Genomic DNA, 25536 nt, shown 5'->3' with positions numbered 1-25536 from the left:
GTCAGGCCTCCGCACTGTCTGGGGCGACGAGGCCGAGACTCACCATCGCCTGAAAGAGTTCCTGCCAGCGCGCGCGGTGATCTTCGAGCATTGCGAGCCCCGCATCGGTGATCCCGTAGTACCGGCGCCGACGACCGGATGGAAGCTCGACCCAGCGGCTGCGAACGAGTCCCTTCGACTCGAGATTATACAGCAGGGGGTACAGGGTCGATTGTCCCATCGCGAGCACGCCCTCCGATCGGGCGGAGAGTGCCTCCACCAGCTCGTAGCCATAGCGGTCGCGGTGCTTGAGCAATTGCAGCACCGCGGCAGGACCGGCCCCTCGGATCAACTCTCGTCGCAGTTCCATCGTATGTTCCTTGTACCTGAGCCGCTACAGCAGGATCGATCAGCATCCATTCGGTGACAATCGGCATGCAGGGCTCGGCAACTCCAGACAGTTTCGGGAAGAAGTCGACGCCGTTCAGCCTCAGGTCTGTCGCAGCGCCTTGACCGGATCGACGGTGCCCGCTCGTCGCGCAGGCACAAAGGCAGCGAGGCCAGTCACACCGAGCAGCACGACGGGAACGATCAGCAGGGTGACCGGGTCGAACGCTCGAACCGCGTAGAGGGTGCTCTCGATCACGCGCGCGAAGGCCAATCCAACGACCAGTCCAATACCGATCCCGATGAGGGCCAGGCGAATCCCACCCCACATCAGCATTCGGATCACGGCACCCCGATCCGCGCCGAGTGAGAGGCGAATGCCCACTTCGCGAACCCGCTGTGACACTGAGTAGCTGACCGAGCCATAGAGGCCGAGCGATGCCATGACTAGGGCCAACAGGGCAAACCCGGTCAAAGCGCCTGCGCCGAGCTGGACCGGGAGGGCAGTCACATCGAGGTGCTGCCGCATAGTCCGCTGCTCCATAATCAGGACGTTGGGATCGACCTGGCGTATCGTGCGCACTACCGAACGCAGCAAGCCATACGCGTCTCCCGGTGCCGAGACGACGAACCAGCCCTCAGAAAACTCGTTCATCACTCCCAGCGCATCGTAGGCGAAAGGCCTGGGCGCTTCGGCCAGGTCGCGGATCTTGGCGTTGGCAACGATGCCGACGATCTCGATTGCCCGACCCTGGACCCGGTAATGCCTACCTATCGGATCGACGCCAGGAAAGTATCTGCCGGCAAAGGCCTCGTTGACCAGCGCAACAGGCGATGCGCCGGGCAGCAGATCGGTCGCGGTCAGGTTGCGGCCGGCCGTGAGGCGCAGGCCGACCGCGCGAACATAGCCTGTGTCGATGCTCATACGGTCGAGGGCAAATCCAACCTCACCCGGAGGCGGTTCGACGCCGTCGACGGTGATAGTGGCCATGTTCCGGTTGAGCAGGTTGAGATGGACATTCTGCCCAACTCCGACCGCCGTCACACCAGGCAGCACCCGAACCGCCTCATGCATCCGAGCGGCCGATTGCCGAATCCCTTCTGGCGTATTGCTTCCGCCGAACATGACCCAGACGAGCGCGGCCGGGTCCTTGCCGAACCCGGGGTCCACGCTCCGGAGCGCACTCAGGCTCCGGACAAACAGCCCAGCCGCCAGGAGAAGCACGACGGATACCGCCACCTGCGCAGTCACCAGCGCATTGCGAAGCCCGCTCTTCTGGCGCCCGCCGCCGGCGCTTTCCTCACGAATGACGCCGGCAAGATCGACACGGGTTGCCTGCAGAGCCGGCGCGAGTCCGGCCAGAAGGCCGGCGACGATCGAAACGGCCGTTGTGAAGGTCAAAACGCGCCAATCCAGCGGCAAATCGAGCGTCACGGGTGCCGGGAGCGGTAAGTCGGCCGCCAGCACGGCGCGGAGTGACAGGCGGCCGACAATGACACCGAGCACGCCACCGACCGCACCTAGCAGCACGGTTTCGACCAGCAACTGCCGCACCAACTGGCCGCGCGTTGCACCAAGGCTCAGCCGGACGCCGATTTCCTTCCGGCGATCGATAGCTCGCGCCAGCAGAAATCCCGCCAGGTTAGCACAGGCAATCACCAGGACGAGGCCGACGACAACCATCAGGACCGTGATCAACGGTCGGAGCATGCTGTCGACAGGTGGGTAGAAGATCACGTCTGCGGCCGGTATGATGGTGAAGTCTGCCTTGCCTTCCCACGATTCGAGCCGTTGCTCGCGAAGGCTGGCGGCCAGCCCTTGGGTTGCCACCTCGGCTTCAGGGATCGAACCACCGCTCCGCAGGCGAGCCCGGACGAAGATCGAATGGTTGGCGCGGTCGGTGGCTTCGTTGCGGCTTCCCGGCGTCAGATCGACCGTCCTGGTCAGCGGGATGTAGACGTCGGTCGAGATGCCGCGCAGGCTCCCTTCGAAGGCCGGGGTTGCCACACCGATTATCGTATAGTCACCCGCCGTCAGCGAGAGCGTGCGGCCGATGACGGACGGGTCCGCTCCGAAGACGCGGCGCCAGTAGCGGTCGCTGAGCACCGCCACCGAGCCGACCCCCGGCGCGGGGGCATCGGCGGCCTGAATCATCCGCCCCCGCTCGGCCTTGATGCCCAGGATCGAGAAGAAGTTGCCCGACACGAGCTGCAGCGTGATGCGTTCGGGCTCTGGCTGGCCGACGATCGATGCGTAGGCCATGCGGAAGCCCCCGACCCCCTCGAACGCATCGAGGCGATTCAGGTCTTCCAGATCCGGATAGGAGATCGGAAGAAAGTCGTTCTCCGCATCGGTCCGGTAGATCTCGACGACTTGCTCGGGCCGTTCGATGGGAGGCTTCCGGAAGATCACATCGTTGACCAGGGTGAAGACCGCCGCGTTGGCCCCGATGCCCAACGCAAGCGACAGCACCGCGATCACGGTGAAAGCCGGCCGAGCCGCGAGGCGCCTGACGGCATAGCGGAGATCCCGAACGGCCTGGTGAGCCCAGCTATCCCGCGGGCCCGACCCACCCAGCAGCTCCGGCGTGACGGTGCGTTTGGAACGACCGATCAGGGCGGCCGCCTGCTTGCCGTCGCCGAAGGCCGTCAGGAGTTCCTCGGGTGTCCGTCCGGCGGCAATGCCGTCTTCGAAGTGCGCAACCAGCTCCCGAAAGACTTCTTCTCTGCGCTCATCCGGCAGCCGGCTCTCCACGATGACCTCCGCTACCCGTGCAGCCAGCGGGCGCGGCAGGCCGGCAGCACACGCCAGCCGTTCCACGCTCAGGCGGTCGAGCCGCCCCGACAATCCAGCATTTCTGAATCGCATGATCAGCTCTCCGCGCGTCCCGGCCAGACCAGGCCGAAGCCGAACCTGGCTTGGAACAGCTCCTGCCGGCACATCCGTCCAATGATACCTCGGCCAGCATAGTAGCATGCAGGCACTAAAACGTCAATAAATGAAACGGCCGACTCGAATCCGAGCCGGCCGGCAGAGGCCTTACATCGTCGGGACCGTCAGCCCCGATAAGCCTCCAGATAGCCCCTCGCGGCCGAGAGAACCTGGGCTTGCACTTCGGAGAGGGCCCCCGGGAGCGACAGACCTGCGGCCTTGACGTGTCCTCCCCCCCCAAAGGGCTTGGCAAAGCCGGCGACATCGACGGGCCCGACGGACCGGAGCGAGACTTTGATCCGTCCCTGCCCGATCTCGCGGAAGAGGAGCGCCATGCGGACGCCTGCGATCGACCGGGCATGTTCGATGATGCCGTCCAAGTCGTCCGAGCTGACGCGATGGCGCTCGACGGCGCCTGGTGGCACAGTGACCCATGCCAAACCGGTGTCCGGCTCGACGACCAGGGTCTGCAGCACCTCGGCAAGCAGCCGAACCCGCCCTTCGGGCGCGCCGGCGTAGACGTCGAGGTAGATCGCCTCCGGGTCGATGCCCTGATCGAGCAGTTCCGCCGCGATACGGAGCGTGCGCGGGTGGGTATTGCTGAACCGGAAGCCGCCGGTATCCGTTAGAATGGCGACGTACAGGGCGCGGGCCACTGCATGGGTGAGCGGCCAGCCGTTGGCTGCGGCAATCTCGACGATCAGTTCCCCGGTGGCCGCAGCCGACGGATCGACATAACGGGGACCGTTAGGCAGGGTTCCCTGACTGACGTGATGATCGATGCAGCCGACCGGTACGCCCCGTTCTCTGACCGTATCCGCCAGCATCCCGAGGCGCTCGATGTCACTGATATCGAGCACCACGATGAAATCGGCTCGGCGCAAGGCCTTGACCGCCTCTTCGCTGCGATCGACGCCGGGAAGTCCTTCGAAAAGGAAGTTGAAGCGGGCTGGCGTGCGAGTCGGGTTGGCGATGGTGGCCGAGACACCGATGCCCCGCAGCAGGTGCACCAAGCCAATTTCGCTGCCAAGGCCGTCACCATCCGGATTGACGTGCGTCGTGAGGCAGACCGATGCGCCGGGCGTCAGGGCCTGCGCCAATTCGCGAGCGGCGGACCGTTTGTCGTCGGTCAAATTGATAGGCATTGGAACAAAATAGACCGACCCATTATCGCTTGGCGAGCCCGCCTCTTTCGGTGCCGCTTGCCTTCCAGCATCTTTGACCACCTTTGCGCCACTCCGGCGCGCCCAGCACCGCCTCTACGAACCATGGTGACAGATGCGCCGTCTCACCCTGACGCATTGGATCCTGATTGCTACGCTGGTCGGCGCCGTGATCGGCTACCTGGATTTCTACGTCTGGCTCGGATCCGACCTCGCGGCCGTGATGCGTCCGTTTGCAACGATCTTCATCCGGCTGATCAAGTCGCTGGTCGCCCCCCTCATCTTCGCCACTCTCGTCATCGGCATCGCGGGCCAAGGAGACGACGTCCGCCAGATCGGGCGGGTGGCCCTCCGGGCGCTGATCTACTTTCAGATCGTCACGACCGTGGCCCTCATCATCGGGATGGTTGCCGCGCATCTCGGCCAGCCGGGCGCCGGCCTGAGCCTTACTGGATCGGCCGAAGCCGGCGAGAGACTGGCCAGTACCCGAACCACCTGGCAGGGGGTCCTGGAGAATGCCGTCCCGGCCAGCATCGTCGAAGCGATGGCGCGCAACGAAACCCTGCAGATCGTCTTCTTTGCCCTGATCTTCGGCGCGGCCCTGACGCAGGTCCGCGGCCGGCCACGCGAAGTCATGCTGGAAATGTGCGAGAGCCTGGCAGAGGTGATGTTCAAGTTCACCGGGCTCGTGATGCTCTATGCTCCGGTCGGCGTGGCAGCGGCTGTTGCCGTCGCGATCGGCACCAACGGTCTTGGCGTGGTGGTGAGCCTCGGCAAGCTGGTCCTGACGCTGTACGGAGCCTTGCTCGTCTTCGTGCTCGGTGTCATGCTCCCCGCGGCCCTCATTGCCCGGCTCAGGATCGGGCGGTTCTGGCATTGGAGCCGGCAGCCCACCCTGATCGCGTTCACCACCGCGTCGTCGGAAGCGGCCCTGCCGCGTGCGCTCGAGAATATGGAACGATTCGGGGTGCCCCGCCGCATCGCATCGTTCGTGCTGCCGACCGGCTACTCGTTCAACCTGGCAGGCTCCACACTCTATCTCGGGCTTGCTTCGGTCTTCGTGGCGCAAGCGGCTGGGATCACCCTGTCGTTCGGAACCCAGGTCGCGATGGTGCTGACCCTGATGCTCACGAGCAAGGGCGTGGCCGGCGTACCCCGCGCCTCGCTCGTGATCCTGTCCGGCACCCTGTCGCAGTTCGGGTTGCCGCTCGAGGGCATTGCGGTCATCCTGGCCGTCGACGTCTTCATGGACATGGCCCGCACCGCAGTCAACGTGCTGGGCAACTGCCTGGCGACGGCCGTGGTGGCCCGCTGGGACGGCGCACTGGAAGAACAGACGTGACACGCGTCCGCTGCCGCAAGTGACAAAGGCCGGTGGAAGCTCTCCACCGGCCTATTGTCCTTCCGAACCGCGTCAGGGATCAGACCTGCTCACCCCGCGCCCGCTTGGCGAGCTTGGAGTTGCGGTAGCCATACAGGTAATACGACGCCACACCAATGGCGAGCCAGATCAGGAGACGCTCCCAGGTTCGCCACGGCAGGAAGTACATCAGGTACGCGCACGAAAGAATACCCGCGGGCGCGATGATCCACACCGCCGGAACCTTGAACGGGCGACGAAGGTTTGGTTCACGGACTCGGAGCACCAACACCGCTGAGCACACGATCACGAAGGCCAGCAGAGTCCCGATCGACACCAGCGACGCGGCTTCACGCACATTGAGGAACCCGGCAGGAATCGCCACCGCGACGCCGAGAACGATCTGCGTGATCCAGGGGGTCTTGAACTTGGGGTGGATCTTGTTGACCACCGCCGGCAGCAGACCGTCGTTGGACATCGACCAGAAGACGCGGGCCTGACCCATCAGCTGCACCAGAATGACCGATGAGAGCCCAGCAATCGCACCGAGCTCGATCAGGCGCGCCATCCAACCCAGTCCAGCTGCCGTCGCCACCTTGGCAATCGGATCCGGCACGTCCAGTTCCTGGTAGGGAAGGACGCCGGTCGCAATCGCGGAGACTACGATGTAGAGGATGGTGCAGATGAGCAGCGATCCGATGATGCCGATCGGCATGTCGCGCTGCGGATTCTTGGCTTCCTGCGCTGCGGTACTCACCGCGTCGAACCCGATATACGCAAAGAAGACGATACCAGCGCCGGCAATGATACCGGTGACGCCGAACTCTTCCCGATGGCCGAGATTGGCCGGGATAAACGGCTGCCAGTTCGCCGGGTCGATGGCCCGCCAGGCAAAGAGGATGAAGAGCAGGATGACGCCGACTTTGATGAACACCACGATGTTGTTCAGCGTGGCCGACTCCTTGATGCCGCGAACCAGGATCGCGGTCACCACGAGCACGATGAAGATGGCCGGCAGGTTGAGGATGGCCGTGACCTGGGAGCCATCAGCCATGGTCACCTGAGTGCCGGCTGCCGCGGAGAATGCGGCTGGTATGTGTATTCCTATGTTGTTGAGGAATGAGACGAGATAGCCGGACCAGCCGATGGCCACTGTTGTCGCGGAAAGCGCATACTCGAGTACGAGGTCCCAGCCGATGATCCAGGCAAAAATCTCACCCAGGGTTGCGTACCCGTAGGTGTACGCGCTGCCCGCGATCGGAACCAATGCCGCAAACTCCGAGTAACAGAACGCGGCAAAGATGGCCGCCGACCCTGCGAGCACGAACGACAGGATGATGGCCGGTCCCGCGTTCTTCGCCGCCACCGTACCGGTCAGGACGAATATCCCGGTTCCGATGATGGCGCCAATACCCAGGAACGTGAGGTTGAGGGGTCCGAGGACCCGTTGCAACCCGTGTTCGGCGCTTGCCTCCGCTTGTAAGTCGGCAATCGCTTTCCGACGAAAAATCGACATATAGGCAGTACTCGCAGTGATGAGACCACGCATAAGCCGCTCGGACGGGTCAAGCGAGACCCGATCCGGCGGCACGGACATTCAACATTCGAGTGAACTGACGAACCCTACAGACCAGCGGACCAGCGACGAGCCTTACTTGCTGTAATTGGGTGCTTCCCTGGTGATGGTCACATCGTGCGGATGGGATTCTCGCAAGCCCGCCGCCGTGATCTGAACCATTTCGGTATCCCGCCGAAGCGCGACCAGATCGGCCGCCCCGCAGTATCCCATGCCGCTTCGCAGGCCACCCACCATCTGAAACAAGACATCACCCACAGGCCCCCGATAGGGCACCCTGCCCTCGATCCCCTCGGGAACCATCTTGGAGGGCGCCAGCTCACCCTCCTGAAAGTACCGGTCGGCTGACCCGTCCTGCATGGCAGAGAGGCTGCCCATGCCGCGGATCATCTTGAACCGGCGTCCTTCGGCCAGGACGGATTCGCCCGGGCTTTCCTCGGTTCCGGCGAGCATCGACCCCATCATGACCGAGGAGGCCCCTGCTGCCATTGCCTTCACAATATCGCCTGAATATTTGATTCCGCCATCCGCGATGACCGGAACCTCCCCGGCCCCGCGAATCGCGTCCATGATGGCCGTGATCTGCGGCACCCCGACCCCGGTAACGACGCGGGTCGTACAGATGCTCCCGGGTCCGATCCCGACTTTGATGGCATCGCAGCCGCGCCGGGCAAGTTCGCGAGCCCCTGTTTCGGTGGCCACGTTACCGCCAATCAGCTGTGCATCGGGAAACGCTTCGCGCAATCTGTCGATCATCTCCAGAACGCCCGCACTGTGCCCGTGCGCAGAATCCAGTACCAGAACGTCGCACCCCGCATCAAGCAGCGCCTTGGCTCGTGCCAAGGTATCAGGACCCGCGCCAAGCGCACCCGCGACGCGAAGTCGACCATGCTCATCCTTGTTCGCTTCGGGGTGCCGCTGACGCTTGAAAATGTCTTTGACCGTGATCAGCCCCTTGAGCACACCCGCGTCATCGACGACTGGCAGCTTCTCGATTCGATGCTGCGCCAGGATCCGTTCCGCCTCGTCGAGCGTCGTGCCCACGGGCGCCGTGATCAGGTTGTCTTTGGTCATGGCGCCCTGAATCGGGCGATCGAGATCCCGCTCGAACTGCAGGTCGCGGTTCGTCAGGATGCCAATCAGCTTGCCGTGCGCATCGACGATCGGAACGCCCGAGATCCGGAAGCGGGTCATCAGCGTCGCGGCCTCACGAATCGGTCGATCCGGGCCGAGCGTGATCGGGTTGAGAATCATCCCGCTTTCGCTGCGCTTGACCCGATCGATCTCGGCTGCCTGGCGATCGATCGACATGTTCTTGTGGACCACACCGATGCCGCCCGCGCGCGCCATGGCGATGGCCATTTCCGCCTCGGTGACGGTATCCATGGCGGCGGCTATGAGCGGGATGTTGAGTGGGATACGGCGGGTCAGCTGGGTCCGAACGGAAACGTCTCGCGGATGAACGGCGCTTTCGCGCGGGACGAGAAGTACGTCGTCGAACGTGAGCGCAACGCCAACGCGAAGCGAACTCATCGGGTACACATCTCAATTGCGTGGGTACGGTGTCCTGCAGAACATCGGGCGGCGAGCATGGACGAATCTAGGGTAAGGGGGCAGTCGAATCAAGAACGACGGGTGCCGATGGCGAGCCTAACGCCCCTCGGACGCACCGGAGCCGCCCGGCACCCGGTCCGGCGCAGTGCCCGGGGGAACCGGCTTGTCCGCCGGCCGCTCGACTGCCTGGATTGCCTCATCCACGACCGCCTGGGCGGCGGCCGCCACACCGCGCATGACTTTGCTGGCACTGTCCATCACACCCATGGTGCCCGAGATCGCTTTGACCGGCACCTTGCCTGCCCGCAGCACGTCTTCGACCGTTTCAGTCATGCGCGCGAAGACGTTGGTCGGGGCCACCCGCTCGGCGTATTTGCTCTCGAGGAACTCGACGTAGTCGAGAATCTGGTAGCCGCGCTGGTCGCTCAGCGTTTCCAGCCGCCGCATGATCCGCTGCTTGAGGTTGTCGTTCATCGATTGACCATCCTGACGAATTCGAGAACCGGCGTTGGCAGAAACTTGGTCCGGCCGGACCGGAGTACCGCCTCGACCGTGACTTCATCGAGCGGGGTCATCCGGCGGAATTGAGCCGCCTGGTCACGACTGACCATGACATAGGTGAAGCCGCTCTCGGGCAGCGGACCACGCGCGAGGAGATACGGCTGCCCAAGCGGCATTTCGGGGCGGAGCGCATCCGCCTCCTGCACGGCCAGGAACTGCAGCCGCCAGGTTACCGTCTGGCCGATATAGCGGTCGGGGGCTTGCCGGATCATGGCACCCGTAATAGCCGGGATGAGTGGCGCGTCATCGATGACGTCTTCGGCCCGGATCCAGCCCTCGAGACGCACCCGCGCCCATTCGCCGTCGCGTTCGAGCACAGTCACGGTCGACCCGCCCGAGGCGGTGGCAGCCGGTTTTCCGTCCCGAGTAGGTGCAATCCCGGTTCCGGCGCGGAGCGCGGCCATTCCCGGTGCGACGCTCGTCGGTGTCTCCGCATCTGTCGCAGCAGCCGTCCGGCGCTCGGCCGAAACCGAGTCCGTCGGAGCCACCACGGTCGGCTGGGTTGATGCTGGGCCCGTCGTAGCCGGCGCTGGCGACGGTGTAGGCGCAGGAGCGGGCGTGGTGCGTCCAGGCGGCGGGGTGGCCGCCGTCTCGACCGTCGGGTCGCTGAGTCCGGACCGAACGACCCAGCCTTCCCGGCGAACCCGGACCCAGGCCCCCCGAGTTTCGGCCCGAGTCAGCAACGTCCCCTCCTGTAGCCGAGCGGACGTGCCGGTACCGGGCCCGGTCCTGAGCGCCTCGCCCGACCGCGCGGTGACGACGAGATCGAACCCGTCTCGGTTGGTCGCCTGCACCGATGCCGTCGGCAGCCACCCTTCGAGGGTGACCTGGACATGCCCTTCGCGGGTACGACCGACAGGGTAGGTCGTCCCGGCAACGAGGGTGGCCAGCCGGATTCCGTTCGGGTCCTTGAGCAGGGGCGCAGCGGAATTGGCACGAAGTCGGTTTTGGCCGGACAGCGGCGCAGCGAGGGCGACCAGAACGATCGCGAGACAGGCTGGTAGGCGACCCAGCCCCGGACTAGATTGCGGCAGCTTTAACACGTTTCGGATTGTAGACGACGCTCCAAACCATGTCAAACCATGCCGCCCCGGTCGCACTGATCGTCCTCGACGGCTGGGGCTATCGCAGCGACCCCAGAGACAACGCGATCGAACTCGGACGGACCCCGGTCTGGCACCAGGTCTGGAACGCGTCGCCGCGCACGCTCCTCGACGCGAGCGGCCTTGCCGTCGGGCTGCCCGCCGGGCAGATGGGCAACAGCGAAGTCGGCCATCTCAACCTCGGCGCGGGCCGAGTCGTCATGCAGGACCTGGTCCGGATATCTGAGAGCATCCGTACCGGAGCGTTCTTCGATCTCCCAGCGTTTCGCGAACTCGGCGTCCGCCTGGCCCGCACGGGTGGCACCCTGCACCTGGTCGGGCTGGTCGGCAATGGTGGCGTCCACGCCATCGATACCCACCTGCTTGCCGCGCTGGAACTCGGGATGCGTCTGGGCGTCCGGCGGATTGCGGTTCACGCCTTTCTCGACGGGCGCGACACCCTGCCGATGTCGGCACTGGGCTTCGTCGAAGCCCTGGCGGCGGACATCCGACGCATAACCGGCGATCGCGGAGTCCTGGCCAGCCTGATCGGCCGGTACTTCGCAATGGATCGCGACCGACGCTGGGAGCGGACCCGGCTTGCCTACGATCTGATGGTCCATGGCGTCGGCGCTGCTGCCACCGATCCGGTCCTGGCCATCAAAGCGGCCTACGATCGGGGCGAAACCGACGAGTTCATCAAACCGATCGTGATTCAGCAGCACGGCGTGCCTGCCGCGCTGCTCCGGGACGGCGACGGCATTTTCTGCTTCAACTACCGCAGCGACCGGATGCGCCAGATCGTCCGGGCGCTGGCCATCGAGGGTTTCGACGGATTTCCCGTCGACGACCGCCCGGCCGTTGCTCTTGTCACCATGACGCAGTACGACGGGACTTTTGCGCTGCCCACCGCGTTTGCGCCGTTCAACCTGGCCCGGATCCTGGCCGAAGTGCTGGCCGATGCCTCGCGGACCCAGTTTCGCACCGCCGAGACGGAGAAGTACCCGCACGTCACGTACTTCTTCAACGGGGGCGTCGAACCACCCTACCCCGGCGAAGAACGGCAGTTGATTCCATCGCCCAAGGTGGCCACCTACGATCTGATGCCCGAAATGAGCGCCGCCGGCATTGCCGACGCGCTTTGCACCGCCATGACACGGCGAGCCCACGATTTTTTCCTCTGCAACTTTGCCAACGCGGACATGGTCGGTCATACTGGGGTCCCGTCGGCCATCCTCCGAGCCGTCGAAACGATCGACGTTTGCCTCGGGCGAATTCTCGAAGCTGCCGAGCGGAGCGGCACCCGCGTTCTGATCACGGCCGACCACGGCAACTGCGAGATGATGGTCGATCCCGTCTCGGGCGGACCGCATACCGCACACACGACCAACCCGGTCCCGTTCGTGGCCGTGGGTACCTCCTTCACCGGCCTTCGATCAGGCGGCGCCCTCTGTGATGTGGCGCCGACCGTCCTCGATCTGCTTGGCCTCGATCAGCCGGTCGAAATGACCGGCCGGAGTCTGTCTCGTGCCTAGTTACCTGCTGCGCATCACGTCGGCTGCCGCTCTTGCCGTTGCTCTGGCCGGGCAGGCAGCCGCTCAGGTCGGCCATGACCCGGCCCGATCTCCCTATCGCGACCTGCGCTGGGGGCAGTTCCTTTCCGTGTCAGCCGGCCAGGCGTTCGGCAAGGGCGGCTCCTACGGGCTCGGCCCCCACGATGGCCCCTCGATCTGGGCCCGCCACGAGTTCCTCGCCGATCGCGCCCTGACGATCGGGCTCGGCGCCGGCTACGCACAGCTGCAGCGGAACTATGCCGATACCTCGTTGTCCGGCCAGGGCTTCCGGGGCCCGGTCGACCAGAACGTCTGGTTCGCCGAGGGGCTGGTCCAGCTCAACCTGACCGGCAACAAGACTTGGAACAGCGTCGCCCCGTACATCGGTCTGGGCCTCGGTCTGGCATTCGGCGAGAACGTTCCGGAAGACCGGTCCGGCTACCGGTTCGGCACCAAGTTCTACTTTGCGCCCGCCGTCGGGATGCGCACCTTCCTCACCCGGCGCCTCTATGTCCGCGCCGAGGCTCGTGCCATCTTCGTGAACCTGTCATACCCGGCGCTGTACCGAACCTATGACCCGGACGGACTGGGGCCGATGGAGCCGCTGCTGGCCAACCAACCCCTCAAGCAATGGGCGCCGACGCCGGTACTGCACGCCGGGCTGGGCTACGCTTTCCGGAATCCCTTCTTCTGACGGTCGGCTCCGCACCGCGCGACTCCAGGTTGCTGCGCGCAAGGGCGCCTCGCTGATGGTACAGTGCGCCGTGATTGCCGGGGGCGATGCCCGTCGACTCGGTGGATTACCCAAGGGCCTGCTCGAAGTGCACGGGCATCGCATCCTCGACCGGATCGTCGCGGCCTGCCAAGCTGCATTCGGGCGGCCCCCGATGCTGATTGCCAGCTCGCCAGCCGCGCACCGGTGGGTTCCTGGCCTCACGGTCGTGCCGGACCGTCTTGCCGGCCTGGGCCCGCTCGGCGGCATTGAAACCGCGATCCGCGCGGCGGGTGGCTCGGTGATCTGTCTTGCCTGGGACCTGCCTTTCGTGACCCCGGAGTTGCTCACTGCGGTGGCGGCACCACTCGACCAGTTCGACGCGGTCATTCCGGAAAGCAGCCCGGGGCGGCTCGAACCGCTCTGCGCCGGCTATGGCCCCGGCGCTCTGCCGATCATCGAAGCGGCGCTGGCCCGAGGCGAGCGTCGCGTGACCGGGTGGCTGCCGGGAGCGCGGGTCCACCGGATCCCCCCGGAATCGCTTGCTGCGCTAGGCGAAACGTCGCGACTCTTCCTCAATATCAATACCGCGGACGACCTGGCCCGAGCCAACGCGGTGTTGCCCTGACTCTCACGGCGACTCGACTTCCCACCACAAGCCAAGTACACTTTCGGAGTTCGGCGAGACCAGGCCGAACTCACCCGGAGGCGGGGCTGGTCCCCGTGGTGCCATGCGGCTCATTTCGATTGTCGGCCATCCGCGCGTCGGAAAAACCACCCTGCTCGCCATGCTCGCCCGAGAACTGACTCGGCGAGGCAAGCGGGTAGCGGCCATCCGCGCCGTGGGGGATCCTTTGGAACAGTTCGACCGAGCCAGCGATGCCGGATCGATCCTTCACGAGGGGCAGCTGGACGGCTTTCTGCAGGTCGGACGGGGCACCCGGATGCTGCTCGAGCGAGCGGACACTGAGCCGAGCACCGCCGAGCTGGCGCTCCGCTACTTCAGCGACCGCGATCTCGTCCTGGCAGACAATCTGACCGATGACGGCATCCCGAAGATCGAGGTCTTTCGCTCCTCGCTCGGCCCCGCGCCGCTCGCGACCACCAGTTCAGTGCAGCAGGACTGGATCGCCGTGCTGAGCGACATCGAGCTGCCTGCAATCAAGTGCTCCGTGCTTCGCTTCACCGACACCATGTGGCTGCAGTTTCTCGCCGCGCTCGTGTGGGATCGCGCCCGGCGGTTCGAGCCCTCCTGACACCAGCCATCTGCGCCGGATGGACACTCGACTGACTGCCCGCGAGGCAGCCCGGCGGATCGCCGACGCGCTGACCCCGCAGCCGCCTCTCCGCGTGCCGCTCGAAGGCGCGCTGGGAAGCGTCCTCGCCGAAACGATCACCAGCCCGATCGACGTCCCGTTTCGAACCAACGCTGCCATGGACGGCTATGCCGTTCGCGGCAGTGATGTTCGAGGCGCCTCAGCCGAACAACCGCGTCGGCTCACCGTGATCGAGCGGATTCCGGCCGGCGCCGTGCCGAGCCGGTCGATCGGCCCCGGACAATGCGCCCGCATCTTCACCGGCGCTCCGGTTCCCAATGGCGCCGACAGCGTGATCCGGCAGGAAGACACCGATCTCGGTGAGCCCGAGGTTCGGATCTTCGGCGATCGCGACTGCCTCGCCAACCTGCGCCAGGCAGGCGAGGACATACCCCGTGGCGCCGTCGTCTTCGAACCCGGCACCGAACTGCGCCCGGCCCATCTCGGCGTGCTTGCGTCCCTGGCCGTAACGCACCCCATGGTCTGGCGCCGACCCCGAGTCGGGATTGCCGCCAGCGGCGACGAGCTGGCGCGACTCGACCAGCCCGACCTGATCCTGCGCGGCGAGCGAATCGCCAGCTCGAACAGCTATACCCTTGCTGCGCTGGTACGTGAGGCCGGCGGCGAACCGGTGGACCTTGGCCTGGCACAGGATACGCCCGAGAGTATTCGCGCCCAGCTCGAACGTGCAGCCGATTGCGACCTCCTCATCACCAGCGCCGGGATCAGTGTCGGTGAGCACGACCATCTGCGCAGCGTCATCGAGACCATGGGAGGACAGCTCGATTTCTGGCGGCTGCGGATGCGACCCGGCGCTCCGGTGGGATTCGGGCGCCTGGGACCGACGCCATGGATCGGTCTGCCGGGCAATCCGGTCAGTACCATGGTGACATTCGAGCTCTTCGGGCGGGCCGCGGTTCGGGTGCTGATGGGGCACCGACTGCCCTTCCGCGAGGGCATCCGGGTGCGGACCGAAACCGCGATTTCACTCGGCCCCGTCCTGCAGCATTTTCTGCGGGTGTCGCTGCACGGCGACCCCGTCTGCCCGACCGCGCGGGTGACCGGATCACAAGGCTCAGGTGTGCTCACCTCGATGGCGCGCGCCGACGGGCTGATGATCGTGCCGGAAGGCCAGCATGAGACGCCGGCAGGCGCGGAACTGCACGCGATTCGCCTCGACGAACCTTGTCACCGGGCCGACCCGGCGTTCTAATCGCGCGAAAGACGGGCTCGGGCCTGGAGGGTCCGGTAGTGATCGCTGCCCAGGGCGGCCTCGAGCGCAGCAACTGCGCCCGCCCCGAGCGACCGTCCCTCATCCTTCTTACCGTGACGGACCAGAAACTCTCCCAGCAGGCTCTCGGCGTGCCCGGTGGCCCAATGCCCGGCCGGCAAGGTTCGCTGGCGTAGCCGAACCGCTTCCCGCAGCAGGGCCTCCGCTCGGACGGGGTCACCGTCGCGCCCCAGGCAGTCGCCTGCGGCGAGGTAAGCCGAGCCAAGCGACAGCTCGCTTTCGGGGACCCGCTTGCCACGCTCCGCAATGACCGGTTCCGCCAGACTCACGGCCTCGCGACACCCGCCATGCTCCACCAGCACGTTGAGCAGGCCGCGCAAACCCACCAGCGTGGCCGGGTTGAACGGGTCCAAGTGATGCGACAGAATCCGATAGCTGCGACGCGCCACCGACTCCGCTTCCGCCGGCCGACCGGCATAGAGCAGGTTGATCGCAAACGGTTGTAGAATGCTGCCGACCAGCGGGTCATCCGGTCCGCGCGCCTCCTCCGCCAGCGCAATGCTCTCCCGATGGAGCGGCTCCGCCTCCGCCAGGCGACCCACTTCGGTCAGCAGGCTGGCATAGTTGGCGATGGTCACCGAACGGCGACGGACTTGCCCGGCGCCCCGCTGACGCAGCAGCTGAACGACCCGGCTCTGCAGGGTAATGGCATCCTCGTGGCGCCCCTGCTCGCTCAGCAGCAGCGCCATCTCGGCCCACCCGACCGCAATTTCCGCCGGATCGACCCCGGGCAGTGATTCGTACTGTGCCAGTGCCTCACGCAGCAGCGGCTCCGCAGCATCCGGACGACCGAGCGAACGCTCGACCATTGCCAGGTTGTAGCGTGTCGTGGCGCCGGCCCAGGTGACCCGCCCGCTGTCGAGCGAGGTCTGCAGCTGCAGCGCTTCGCGCGCCAGAGGTTCCGCCCGGTCCAGCAAGCCCATGTCGAACAGCGTCGTGGCCAGGATGACCTTGACCGCCGAGCGCGCGGCCAGCTGGTCGTGAAACGCCGAGTCGACCCGGGGCACGGCGGCATCGATCGCATCGACGACGGTGACCTGCCGGCCCAGCTGTTGCGGAGTGGCGGCGAGAAAGACGGAACGGAGAAACTCCGTGACGCTCTCGGCCTTGGCCAACTCGAGCTCCGCCCGGTCCCGCTCGGCGCGGGCCCGCCCCGCCTGCCACACGCTGACGGCCGTGCCGGCCACGAGGGCGACCACCGCCACCGCCAGCGCAGCGACCGCAGCCCGATTCCTCCGCACCAGCTTGCCGATCCGGTACCGTACCGAGTCGGGGGTGGCCTGAATCGGCAGCCCGGCCAGGAAGCGCAAGATGTCCTCGGACATGGCCTCCACCGAGGAATATCGGCGCTCCGGCTCCTTCCGCAGCGCCATCATCACGATATCGTCGAGTTCACCCTCGATGGCGCGCTGCAGGCGCCGCGTGGTCGGCTCGGCGGTCGACGACATGGTCTCGGCGGCGACCACGCGGCTTGGCAGGTCAGGCATCGACTCCGCCATCCGGCGCCGGGCTTCGAGCACGGGCAAGTCCGTAACATCGAACGGCGGTCGCCCGGTCAGCAGCTCGTAAAGCAGCACACCGAGAGAGTACACGTCGCTCGACGTGGTGACGGGGCTGCCCATCAGCTGTTCCGGACTGGCGTACGCGGTCGTCATCGGGGCGACGCCCGTCTGCGTCATCGGCTCGGCATCCGACTCCTCGGGGTCGAGCACCTTGGCAATGCCGAAGTCGAGCAGCTTGACGGTGCCGTCGGCGCTGACCAGGATGTTGCTCGGCTTGAGATCGCGGTGAACGACCAGATTCTGATGGGCATACTGGACGGCGGTACAAACCTGACGGAAGAGCCGCAAGCGGTCATGGATGCCCAGCTGCGCTGCCGAGCAGTAGCGGTCGATCCGCTCACCCTCGACGTACTCCATCACGAAGTACGGCTGCCCGTCGTCGGTGACCCCACCGTCGAGCAGGGCGGCAATGTTCCGGTGCTCGAGCCGCGCCAGAATCTGGCGCTCATAGCGAAAGCGCCGCAGGATCGCGTCGGAGTCCCGCCCACGCGCCACCATCTTGACCGCGACGCGCTTGTGAAAGTCGGCGTCGGCCCGGTGCGCCTCGTAGACCGCACCCATCCCACCCCGACCGATCGGCCTGATGATCTGGTAGGGCCCGACCCGCCAGCCGACCGGGTCGCTCACGGCATCGGGAGCCAGCGCTTCGAGCGGCGAGCGCTCGAAACGGTCGCCCACGGCGTCGGCCGCCGCAAGCAGCGCTTCGACCTCGGCCCGCAGGGCCGAGTCACCGAATGTCATCTGGTCGAGCCGAAGGGCGCGTTCGTCGGTCGGCAGCTCGGACAACTCGGCAAAGGCGGCCTTGACCAGGCGCCAGCGATCGGGGGTCAGTTGCGGTGTCACGTGCCCACCTGGCCAGCGCGCGTCGGCGCGATCACGGCCCCAGCCGGTGCTGCAACCAGGCCCGTGCCAGGGCCCAGTCGCGCTTGACCGTTGCCGTCGAGATTCCGAGCACGGCGGCGGTCTCTTCGATGGAGAACCCGGCGAAGTAGCGCAGCTCGATCAGCTTGGCCTGCCGCGGATCCAGCTCGGCAAGCTGGGCAAGCGCCTCGTCGACCGCCATGACTTCGTCGGACGACAGATCGTCCGGCACATCGGCATCGGTATCGAGGGTGACCTGATGCTGCCGGCCCCGCTTGCGCGCGGTGCGGCGCCGGGCATGGTCGACCAGAATCCGGCGCATTGCCTGGGCGGCGATGCCGAAGAAATGCGCCCGGCCAACCCAGTTGACCGAGTGCTGCCCGACCATCCGGAGAAAGACTTCGTGCACCAGCGCGGTCGGACTCAGAGTGTGATCGCCCCGCTCCCGACGCAAATGGCTCGCGGCAAGCACCTTGAGTTCGTCGTAGACGAGCGGCAAAAGGCGGTCGAGCGCGTCCGGCTCGCCATCCGAGACGAGGGTGAGCAGCTGGGTGACTTCGGACTGAGAGGATTCCACAGGCGGCCGCTGAGTGACTCATAATACTTTGTCCCCCGGTTCCGGTCGTCAAGTCGCCTGGCTGAAGACGCTTCGGAATCACGCGCAGAACAAAGCGGGACTGGCTCACGGGCGCCGTCGGCACCCAGGTAGGACACAACGCAAAAGGGAGGCCCGAGGGCCTCCCTTCGAGTCCGAACCTCATGGCGTTATCAAGTCGAACTTCGAAGCTCCCGCATGACGGTTTCGACATCCACCTTTGCCGCGCGATCCCGGACCTGGGATTCGAGCGACGGAAACAGCCCTTGCGCCTCCTCGCGCAGCCGAGTAAACAGCGACTTGAGATCGCCCGAACTGAGCGATCGCCCCTGAGCGTAGTACTGGCGGGTCGCGTGCCCGAGCGCATAGGTCGTCGCGAACGTCAGCGCGGCACCGGCCGCTGCTCCGACCAGGCCCCCGGCCAGGCGACCGAGCAGGCCGCGCGTCACCCCGCCCAGCAGTTTCCGCGCGACCCCTTCCAGGACCTGCCCGCTAACCACGACTCCCATGGCGGCGACGAGATCCTTGGTCTGGTTCATGTCCAACGCCTGGCCGTGATCACGTCCGATTCGATAGACCATCCTGAGCTGGAGTGGAACAATGCCGAGGGTGGCCAGGCCCTGCGGCAACAACTCCAGCGCCGCCGCGAGCACGGCATTGTCGAGGATCAAGCGATCCATCTCGGCGGTCGTCATCGTCCCAGCCACGACCACTGCATCCGGGGCTGACATGGACGCCTCGGCGACTTCTGCGGCGCGTCGAATTTCCGGGGCATCGATGCCACTGCGCTCGAGCAGGCGGCTCAACTGGCGGAGAAACGCCTGCTCGCTTTCGGTGGCCACACCGTCAGCGTGAATCACCGCCGACGCCAGCTCCAGCGCTGCGACGCGGGCTTCGGTGCTGGACAGCTGCGACACCAGACCAGGCAGGTCTGCTCCTTCCGAAACGACGCGATGAGCCACCTCGTCGTAGTCGGAGCCGCCGATCTGCGCCGCAATGCGCTCGAGCTCCGCCATTTCCTCGGGACTGCGGAACCCGTCGGCAAAGGCCGCAATCAGCGCAATCGATGCCAGCGGCGCCCGGTCTGCTTCGCGCATCGATCAGTGGACCATGAAGGCGGCGCTGGCCGAAACCGTGTCCCACTCGAGCTTGAGGATGCCCCCGCCTCGGGTCGGCTCGATCTTGATGACGAACTGCTCGACCGACTGCGGCAACGTGGCCACCTTGAGATCGATCCGGGCCAGATCCTCTTCGGGCTTGTACTCGGTGCCCCACTGTCCCGTCTGCTTGTTGATGGCCAGCTTCCAGTTGCCCGTTTCCGACGCAAAGGTGTACAGCGTGTAGGTCCCGGCCGGCACCATCACGTTCCCGAACATCAGCCCCTTGTCGGTCACGAGGTGGGTTGCCTTGTTGGCGCCGGTGCGCCAGACCTTGTCGTACGGAATCAGATTGCCAACCACCTGCCGCCCCCGCTTCGATGGCCGACCGTAGTCAACGATGATGGTGGCGCCGGCAATAGTTGCCTTGGTGGTGTCCCGGGGCGACAGGACCGGTTGCTGCTGCTGGGCCTCGGCCACTCCGGCCAGCGCCACGGTTGCGGCGAATGCCGCCGCCCAGATGCCGTTACGTCGAGTCATCGCTGCTTCTCCCTTGAGACTTGAGTCCTGCGGGGTCATGGGTGTGTCCCGCCCGCCAACCCGGGAAATAGGAGCCCGGGGGGCTAGAAATCAACCCGGCTGGTCGTGCCGTCGGGTGGGCGCAGGGATAAGGGACCGAACCGCCCGGGCACGAACGCCGGCGCATAGCCGGGCAGCGGAGCCCCGGCCAGGTAGGCCGCCAGCAGATCCGCGGCCCCGAGGACCAGCCCCACCGTCATCCCGACCCCCGCCACGACGAAGCCGCCCCGGCGATCGGCCATTCCGATGGCGGGTCGCAGATCGGGGGCAAGGGGCATCGGATAGGCCGCCACCTCGAGCCCGCCAGGCGGACCACGATAGCTACGCAGCGTCGCCACCGCCTGTCCCAGGCGCTCGAGCAACGCCTCGCCCAGCCGACCGACCTCGGCTGCCGCCGGCACGCCGGGCATGGCCGCCTCGAGTCGAAGCCCCCCGTCACCGTCTGCCAGCAACGACGGCAAGCCCCACGCTGCCTCAGCGCCGAGTTCGCCGGCAGGCCCCACGGCGCCCCAACCATCCAGATCAGCGGCGATCATTGGACAGGAGCCAGGCATGGCGCGTGCGCCGCCCGCCAGCACACCAACCAGTCGCGTGTAGTCGGCCCAGGGCAGCTCGAACCCCGCGAGGCGCCCGAGCGAGCGCACGCGAGATCCCGCCAGCACCAGGGTCGGTCCCGAAAGGCGCGCACCGGAGACGGTCGTAATCCGCCAGCCGTCTCCGGTGAACTCGATTCCTCGCACCGGTTCCGAGACGACGACCCCGCCTGCTCCCCGTATGGCGCCGATCAGCCAGCGACGGAGGGCGCGGGCATCGACCCACCCGGCCCGGCGGACGTGCACACCAAGCACCATGCCGGGATCCAGGAACGGAAAGGCGCTTCGAAGACCAGCACCTTCCAGCAGATCGAAGCCGTCCGGCACACCGCGAAAGCCGTCGGGTGGTGAGGGCAGATACCAGTCCGTCGTGGTGTGCTCGCGAAGCGGCCCGTGTCCCAGCGCGGCCTGGCGACCGGCCATGCTTCGCAGCAAGCGCGCAAGCTCGGGCCGCCCGGTGACGATCAGCCGGCCGCGCCGATTGGCGCTGAACCCTTCGCCGCTCTCGCGGTAGACTGCCTCGAGCCGGTCGATTCCGGCCTCGGTCAGCTGCACGATCGGCGGCTCCCCACCCGGCCACCAGGGCGCGTACCAAAGGCCCTCGCCCCCGCCCTCGCGGACGGGCTCCCGTTCGTCGACCAGGACCGCCCGCAAACCGGCGGTGGCTACGGCCCGCGCCACGGCGGCCGCCGGCAGTCCCGACCCGACGATCAGGACGGGATCTCGAACGCGTTCAGCGGGCGTCATCACCCCACCGATTTTCGACCACTCCGATTGACATGGCAGCCGCCCAGGGTGTACCGTTCGCCTCGAGAAGGGGAGTAGCTTATCCGTCGCGAAAGACGGACGGGGTGGTCGTCAAGACTGTTGGCTGCGAGGCCAACACGGCTATCCCGGGTCGGCGAACGACTCGAGCGAGACCTTCGTCAACCGCCTCACTCCGTGAGGGCGGTGACGAGGGTCTCGCTTTGTTCTTGCACACCAACGGCAGGAGTGCCAGGTTTTGCACTATGAATAACATGCGGACGTTTGTTCTGATGGCGGCTCTGATGGCGCTGTTTCTGGCGCTGGGGCAGCTCATCGGCGGGAGCCAGGGGCTGGTGCTTGCCCTCGTGGTCGGTTCGGCCATGAATTTCATCATGTACTTCTTTTCCGATAAGATGGTGCTTCGGATGTACCGGGCTCGGGTGGTGAGCGAGCAGGAAGCGCCGGAGTTGTATCGGATGGTCGACCGGCTGCGCCAGCGCGCTGGGTTACCGATGCCCGTCGTCGCGATCACGGACGAAGCTCAGCCTAACGCGTTTGCCACGGGCCGGAGTCCGGAAAAGGCGGTCGTCGCGGTCACCACGGGGCTGCTGCGTGCGCTGCCAGTCGACGAGATCGAGGGTGTCGTGGCCCACGAGCTGGCGCACATCAAGAACCGCGATATGCTGATCTCGACCATCGCAGCCGGTATTGCCGGCGCAATCGGTTACCTGCCGTGGCTGATCATGTTCGGGCGGGACCGTGAGGACGGGGGCGGCCATCCGATTGCGAGCTTGGCAGCCCTGATCCTCGGCCCTCTGGCCGCCGGAATCATTCAAATGGCCGTCTCGCGGCAGCGGGAGTTCGAGGCCGATCGGGTTGGCGCCGAGATTCTGGGGCGGCCACGCTCGCTGGCCAACGCGCTCACGCGGCTCGACGCCATGGCCCAGCGCATCCCGATGCAGATCACTCCGGCGGCGGCTCCGCTTGCCCAGGTCAACCCGCTGGCGGCAACGGGCGGCGGGCTCACCAAGCTCTTCTCCACCCATCCTCCAACCGCGGAACGGGTCGCCAAGCTGATGGAGATGGCGAACGCGCGCTAGGCAATAATCCGTGCACTCAATCGAGTGGTTTCTGTTTGCGGCCGTCGCATTCTCCTTGCTGGCGGCCGATCTCTTCATTGTACATCGAAAGGCGCGCGTCCTGTCGATGCGCGAGGCGTCGCGGTGGACCGCCGTCGTCGTGTCGACATCTCTCCTCTTCGGCCTGATCGTTCTCTGGCGGAGCGGGCCGACGTCGGCACTCGAGTACTACGCCGGCTATCTGGTAGAGTTGTCCCTCTCGGTCGACAACCTGTTCGTCTTCATTCTGATCTTTCAGTACTTCGCGGTCCCGCCAGTTGCCCACTCGAAGGTGCTCAACTGGGGTGTGTTCGGCGCGGCCGCGATGCGCGGCATCATGATCGTGGTGGGCACGGCCGTGCTGGGCCGCTTCGACTGGCTCTTCATCGTGCTGGGGGTGATCCTGCTGTTCACGGCCGCCCGGATGTTCAAAGAGCACGAGGATGAGATCGAGCCGGAAAAGAATCCGCTCGTCAAGCTGGCCAAGCGACTGGTGCCAATGACGCCGAACTACGAAGGCGCGCGGTTCTTCGTCAAGACGCCCGCCGGATGGCTCGCGACGCCGCTGTTCGTGGTCGTCCTGGTGATCGAGTGGACCGACGTCGTCTTTGCCATCGACAGTATTCCGGCCATTCTCTCCATCACCCGTGATCCGTTCATCGTGTACACCTCGAACATCTTCGCCATCCTGGGGCTGCGCGCAATGTTCTTCGTGATTCAGGACGCGATCCAGCAGTTCAAGTACCTCAAGCCCGGCGTCGGGCTGATTCTGGCGTTCGTCGGCGTCAAGATGATCTTCATCAAATGGTTTCACTTGCCGGTCGCGATATCACTCGGCTTCATCCTGACGGTACTGACGGGATCGATCGCGATGTCGATCATCAAGTCGCGTCGCACGCCGGCAGTTTGAGGGTGGCCCAACCGGGCGGGGCCTGCGGCGCCCCGCTCTTCCCACCTAGCGTTCACCCTGGCGCAACGCACCTCCGGGACGCTCCGGCTCCGCCGAGCCGGAGCCGGGCCTGACCGATCTCACATAATCGGGCGTGTCGGAGCGACAACGCGCCTCCCCGCGCCGGTGTGTCGATCCGTCATAGGCGACCCCCGGGGCGCCGCTGTAAATCGTTGCTCTGCAAAGAGTAACGCCGGCACCACCCGAGGGCACGACGATTGCCTTACACTACCGCGACCTGAGCGGGAGTACAGTCCGGTGCGGATCCGAATGTTGTGGCTGGGGCTGCTGTTGCTCCAGGGTTGCGAATCCGCGACCGGCGTCGATCCGACGGTCGAACCACCGTTGCTGCAGCAGTTGCCGCGGACGCTCTCCTCCGACGAGCTGACGGCCATCCGCGCCAACAACACCTTCGCATTCAACCTGCTCGGGCGGGTGGTCGCAACGAACGCGACCGAGAACGTGTTCATCTCGCCGTTATCCGTTTCCCTGGCGCTCGGAATGGTCATGGATGGGGCGCGAGGCTCCACCCGCGAGGCCATGGCCAGTACCCTCGGGTTCGGGACGCTTCCGCCCGCGGCCATCAACGCCGGCTATCGCGACCTGATCAGGCTGCTCGTTTCGCTTGATGCGCAGATACAGCTCACCATCGCCAATTCCATCTGGGCTGAGCAGACTTTTCCGATCGCTCCGGCCTTTCTGAGCAACGCGCGAACCTACTTCGACGCAGAAGCCGACGTCCTCGACTTCCGCTCGCCAGCGGCGGTGGCGACCATCAACGACTGGGTCAACCGTAAAACGGCCGGCAAGATCCCGACGATCCTCGATGGTATCACACCGGACGAAGTCCTCTTTGCCGTCAACGCGATTCACTTCAAAGGTACCTGGCGGAGACAGTTCCGACCCGCCGAGACCCGGACCGGAACCTTCCATGCCGAGGACGGGCGCCAGCAGCAGGTGCCGTTCATGCACCGGGAAGCGCGCGGTCCTTACTACGCAGGCAGCGACTTCCATGCCGTCGACCTTTGGTACGGCTCGGGTGCGTATTCCATGACGGTGGTAGTCCCAACCGGAACCACATCCGCCAATGATCTGGTCGGGCGCCTGACAGCCGATGAGTTCACGACGATCGCGAGCGGACTCCGGGAAACCGACGTCGTGCTCGCCATGCCCAAGCTACGCCTGGAAGACACTTACTCGCTTGAGGCGGTATTGAGCCAGCTTGGCATGGGCATCGCCTTCAGCCGTCAGGCCGACCTGAGTGGCATTTCGCAAGCCGACCCCCTTCGGCTTACCCGAGTCGACCATAAGACCTTCGTCGACATCAACGAAGAAGGCACCGAGGCCGCAGCCGTCACCTCGGTCGGCGTTGGGGTCACCAGCGCCCCGGCGCGAGTCACCGTTACGGTGGACCGGCCCTACCTCGTCGTGATTCGGGAACGGCTGTCGGGTACGGTGCTCTTCGTCGGCCGGATTCTGTCGATCCCATGAAACACTCCCTGGGTACTCGCGTTACCCTGGCGCTGTTGACACTCGCGCTCGGCGCGTGCGCGTTCGAACCAGGCAGTCCCGCCAGCCGACTCGCCGACGCCATGCGTCGCTGGGACGAAGCCGGGCTCCGGAGCTACGAGTTGACCGTAAACAGGGTCTGCTTCTGCCCCCAAGCCAATATCCCTGTCAGAGTTCGGGTCGAGGATGGCCTCGTTGTGTCGCGGACGGTGGTCGCGACCGGTGCCCCGATTCAGGACGATCTCGCACCATGGTACCCCGACGTTCCCGGACTCTTCGTCGAAATCCAGAGAGCCTATGCCCAGGCGGATGACGTCAGAGTCCGCTTCGATGGCGAGACCGGCGTGCCGATCTCGCTCGAAGTCGACTACTCACGCCAGGCAATCGACGACGAAGTGCGCTGGACCACCGAAGGTTTGAAACCTCTGTAGGCAATGAGAGCGCTCTGGCACTTGCCGGC

General features: G+C 65.8%; 22 protein-coding genes. 10 read left to right on the top strand and 12 right to left on the bottom strand.

Annotation, left to right across the window (positions count from 1 at the left end; translation table 11 throughout):
• Position 1: 1 nt before the first annotated feature.
• From KF785_13100 to KF785_13090, 3 genes are all read right to left on the bottom strand, one after another.
• On the bottom strand, positions 2-349 hold the full coding sequence (locus KF785_13100; GenBank protein ID MBX3147696.1) for a PadR family transcriptional regulator: 348 nt from the start codon (positions 347-349) through the stop codon (positions 2-4).
• A 120-nt stretch (positions 350-469) separates the two neighbouring features.
• Positions 470-3235 (bottom strand): ABC transporter permease, encoded by a 2766-nt coding sequence (locus tag KF785_13095; GenBank protein MBX3147695.1) that lies wholly within the window; start codon positions 3233-3235, stop codon positions 470-472.
• A 188-nt stretch (positions 3236-3423) separates the two neighbouring features.
• Positions 3424-4443 (bottom strand): bifunctional oligoribonuclease/PAP phosphatase NrnA, encoded by a 1020-nt coding sequence (locus KF785_13090; protein ID MBX3147694.1) that lies wholly within the window; start codon positions 4441-4443, stop codon positions 3424-3426.
• Positions 4444-4576: 133 nt separating this feature from the next.
• On the opposite strand from KF785_13090, the gene KF785_13085 reads away from it, so the two are divergent.
• Positions 4577-5803, top strand: coding sequence for a cation:dicarboxylase symporter family transporter (locus tag KF785_13085; GenBank protein ID MBX3147693.1), 1227 nt, complete (start codon positions 4577-4579; stop codon positions 5801-5803).
• 79 nt (positions 5804-5882) lie between these two features.
• Here the strand turns inward: KF785_13085 and KF785_13080 are convergent, their stop codons facing one another.
• From KF785_13080 to KF785_13065, 4 genes are all read right to left on the bottom strand, one after another.
• A complete protein-coding gene (locus tag KF785_13080) occupies positions 5883-7337 on the bottom strand; it encodes an amino acid permease (protein ID MBX3147692.1) in 1455 nt (484 codons plus the stop codon).
• Positions 7338-7472: 135 nt separating this feature from the next.
• Entirely contained in the window at positions 7473-8930 is a 1458-nt protein-coding gene (guaB, locus tag KF785_13075; protein ID MBX3147691.1) for an IMP dehydrogenase, read from the bottom strand.
• 117 nt (positions 8931-9047) lie between these two features.
• Positions 9048-9425: a hypothetical protein gene (locus KF785_13070; GenBank protein ID MBX3147690.1), complete on the bottom strand. Its 378-nt coding sequence runs from the start codon at positions 9423-9425 to the stop codon at positions 9048-9050.
• On the bottom strand, positions 9422-10555 hold the full coding sequence (locus KF785_13065) for a hypothetical protein (protein ID MBX3147689.1): 1134 nt from the start codon (positions 10553-10555) through the stop codon (positions 9422-9424). Before KF785_13065 ends, KF785_13070 begins: the two co-directional genes overlap by 4 nt.
• 29 nt (positions 10556-10584) lie before the next feature.
• Here KF785_13065 and gpmI point away from each other — a divergent pair, with 29 nt between their 5' ends.
• From gpmI to KF785_13040, 5 genes are all read left to right on the top strand, one after another.
• Positions 10585-12129 (top strand): 2,3-bisphosphoglycerate-independent phosphoglycerate mutase, encoded by a 1545-nt coding sequence (gpmI, locus tag KF785_13060; protein ID MBX3147688.1) that lies wholly within the window; start codon positions 10585-10587, stop codon positions 12127-12129.
• The gene (locus KF785_13055) at positions 12122-12841 is read left to right on the top strand and encodes a hypothetical protein (protein ID MBX3147687.1); all 720 of its coding nucleotides are present in this window, start codon (positions 12122-12124) and stop codon (positions 12839-12841) included. Before gpmI ends, KF785_13055 begins: the two co-directional genes overlap by 8 nt.
• A 55-nt stretch (positions 12842-12896) precedes the next feature.
• A complete protein-coding gene (locus KF785_13050; GenBank protein ID MBX3147686.1) occupies positions 12897-13487 on the top strand; it encodes a molybdenum cofactor guanylyltransferase in 591 nt (196 codons plus the stop codon).
• A gap of 103 nt (positions 13488-13590) precedes the next feature.
• The gene (locus KF785_13045) at positions 13591-14115 is read left to right on the top strand and encodes a molybdopterin-guanine dinucleotide biosynthesis protein MobB (protein ID MBX3147685.1); all 525 of its coding nucleotides are present in this window, start codon (positions 13591-13593) and stop codon (positions 14113-14115) included.
• Positions 14116-14134: 19 nt separating this feature from the next.
• Positions 14135-15388 carry a molybdopterin molybdotransferase MoeA gene (locus KF785_13040; GenBank protein MBX3147684.1) on the top strand — a complete coding sequence of 418 codons (1254 nt, stop codon included), beginning with the start codon at positions 14135-14137 and terminating at the stop codon, positions 15386-15388.
• On the opposite strand, the gene KF785_13035 is transcribed toward KF785_13040, so the two are convergent.
• The 5 genes from KF785_13035 to KF785_13015 form a co-directional block, all read right to left on the bottom strand.
• On the bottom strand, positions 15385-17871 hold the full coding sequence (locus KF785_13035) for a serine/threonine protein kinase (GenBank protein MBX3147683.1): 2487 nt from the start codon (positions 17869-17871) through the stop codon (positions 15385-15387). The genes KF785_13040 and KF785_13035 overlap by 4 nt on opposite strands.
• 31 nt (positions 17872-17902) lie before the next feature.
• Positions 17903-18466, bottom strand: a complete 564-nt coding sequence (locus tag KF785_13030; protein ID MBX3147682.1) for a sigma-70 family RNA polymerase sigma factor — start codon at positions 18464-18466, stop codon at positions 17903-17905.
• 191 nt (positions 18467-18657) lie between these two features.
• Complete coding sequence (locus KF785_13025) at positions 18658-19581, bottom strand: hypothetical protein (GenBank protein ID MBX3147681.1); 924 nt, start codon at positions 19579-19581, stop codon at positions 18658-18660.
• A gap of 3 nt (positions 19582-19584) precedes the next feature.
• Positions 19585-20121 carry a DUF2911 domain-containing protein gene (locus KF785_13020; protein ID MBX3147680.1) on the bottom strand — a complete coding sequence of 179 codons (537 nt, stop codon included), beginning with the start codon at positions 20119-20121 and terminating at the stop codon, positions 19585-19587.
• An 83-nt stretch (positions 20122-20204) separates the two neighbouring features.
• The gene (locus tag KF785_13015) at positions 20205-21500 is read right to left on the bottom strand and encodes an FAD-binding oxidoreductase (protein MBX3147679.1); all 1296 of its coding nucleotides are present in this window, start codon (positions 21498-21500) and stop codon (positions 20205-20207) included.
• A 263-nt stretch (positions 21501-21763) separates the two neighbouring features.
• Here KF785_13015 and KF785_13010 point away from each other — a divergent pair, with 263 nt between their 5' ends.
• From KF785_13010 to KF785_12995, 4 genes are all read left to right on the top strand, one after another.
• A complete protein-coding gene (locus KF785_13010) occupies positions 21764-22600 on the top strand; it encodes a zinc metalloprotease HtpX (protein ID MBX3147678.1) in 837 nt (278 codons plus the stop codon).
• A gap of 10 nt (positions 22601-22610) precedes the next feature.
• Positions 22611-23528, top strand: coding sequence for a TerC family protein (locus KF785_13005; GenBank protein MBX3147677.1), 918 nt, complete (start codon positions 22611-22613; stop codon positions 23526-23528).
• Between the two features lie 297 nt (positions 23529-23825).
• Positions 23826-25058: a serpin family protein gene (locus tag KF785_13000; protein ID MBX3147676.1), complete on the top strand. Its 1233-nt coding sequence runs from the start codon at positions 23826-23828 to the stop codon at positions 25056-25058.
• Positions 25055-25507: a hypothetical protein gene (locus tag KF785_12995; GenBank protein MBX3147675.1), complete on the top strand. Its 453-nt coding sequence runs from the start codon at positions 25055-25057 to the stop codon at positions 25505-25507. Before KF785_13000 ends, KF785_12995 begins: the two co-directional genes overlap by 4 nt.
• Positions 25508-25536 lie beyond the last annotated feature (29 nt).

It is taken from the genome of Gemmatimonadales bacterium (genome assembly GCA_019637315.1).
In the GTDB taxonomy this organism is placed as follows: domain Bacteria; phylum Gemmatimonadota; class Gemmatimonadetes; order Gemmatimonadales; family GWC2-71-9; genus SHZU01.
The sequence above is the reverse complement of the archived record's forward strand: the minus strand, read 5'-3'. Positions and strand labels throughout refer to the sequence as shown.

What these genes read in the sequence shown, in the direction of transcription:
- KF785_13050 (MBX3147686.1), top strand. Translation starts at nt 12,897, where the DNA reads ATGGTACAGTGCGCCGTGATTGCCGGGGGCGATGCCCGTCGACTCGGT.
- KF785_13080 (MBX3147692.1), bottom strand. Translation starts at nt 7,337, where the DNA reads ATGTCGATTTTTCGTCGGAAAGCGATTGCCGACTTACAAGCGGAGGCA.
- KF785_13095 (MBX3147695.1), bottom strand. Translation starts at nt 3,235, where the DNA reads ATGCGATTCAGAAATGCTGGATTGTCGGGGCGGCTCGACCGCCTGAGC.
- KF785_12995 (MBX3147675.1), top strand. Translation starts at nt 25,055, where the DNA reads ATGAAACACTCCCTGGGTACTCGCGTTACCCTGGCGCTGTTGACACTC.
- KF785_13045 (MBX3147685.1), top strand. Translation starts at nt 13,591, where the DNA reads ATGCGGCTCATTTCGATTGTCGGCCATCCGCGCGTCGGAAAAACCACC.
- KF785_13020 (MBX3147680.1), bottom strand. Translation starts at nt 20,121, where the DNA reads ATGACTCGACGTAACGGCATCTGGGCGGCGGCATTCGCCGCAACCGTG.
- KF785_13015 (MBX3147679.1), bottom strand. Translation starts at nt 21,500, where the DNA reads ATGACGCCCGCTGAACGCGTTCGAGATCCCGTCCTGATCGTCGGGTCG.
- gpmI (MBX3147688.1), top strand. Translation starts at nt 10,585, where the DNA reads ATGTCAAACCATGCCGCCCCGGTCGCACTGATCGTCCTCGACGGCTGG.
- KF785_13010 (MBX3147678.1), top strand. Translation starts at nt 21,764, where the DNA reads ATGAATAACATGCGGACGTTTGTTCTGATGGCGGCTCTGATGGCGCTG.
- KF785_13040 (MBX3147684.1), top strand. Translation starts at nt 14,135, where the DNA reads ATGGACACTCGACTGACTGCCCGCGAGGCAGCCCGGCGGATCGCCGAC.
- KF785_13025 (MBX3147681.1), bottom strand. Translation starts at nt 19,581, where the DNA reads ATGCGCGAAGCAGACCGGGCGCCGCTGGCATCGATTGCGCTGATTGCG.
- KF785_13100 (MBX3147696.1), bottom strand. Translation starts at nt 349, where the DNA reads ATGGAACTGCGACGAGAGTTGATCCGAGGGGCCGGTCCTGCCGCGGTG.
- KF785_13085 (MBX3147693.1), top strand. Translation starts at nt 4,577, where the DNA reads ATGCGCCGTCTCACCCTGACGCATTGGATCCTGATTGCTACGCTGGTC.
- KF785_13090 (MBX3147694.1), bottom strand. Translation starts at nt 4,443, where the DNA reads ATGCCTATCAATTTGACCGACGACAAACGGTCCGCCGCTCGCGAATTG.
- guaB (MBX3147691.1), bottom strand. Translation starts at nt 8,930, where the DNA reads ATGAGTTCGCTTCGCGTTGGCGTTGCGCTCACGTTCGACGACGTACTT.
- KF785_13070 (MBX3147690.1), bottom strand. Translation starts at nt 9,425, where the DNA reads ATGAACGACAACCTCAAGCAGCGGATCATGCGGCGGCTGGAAACGCTG.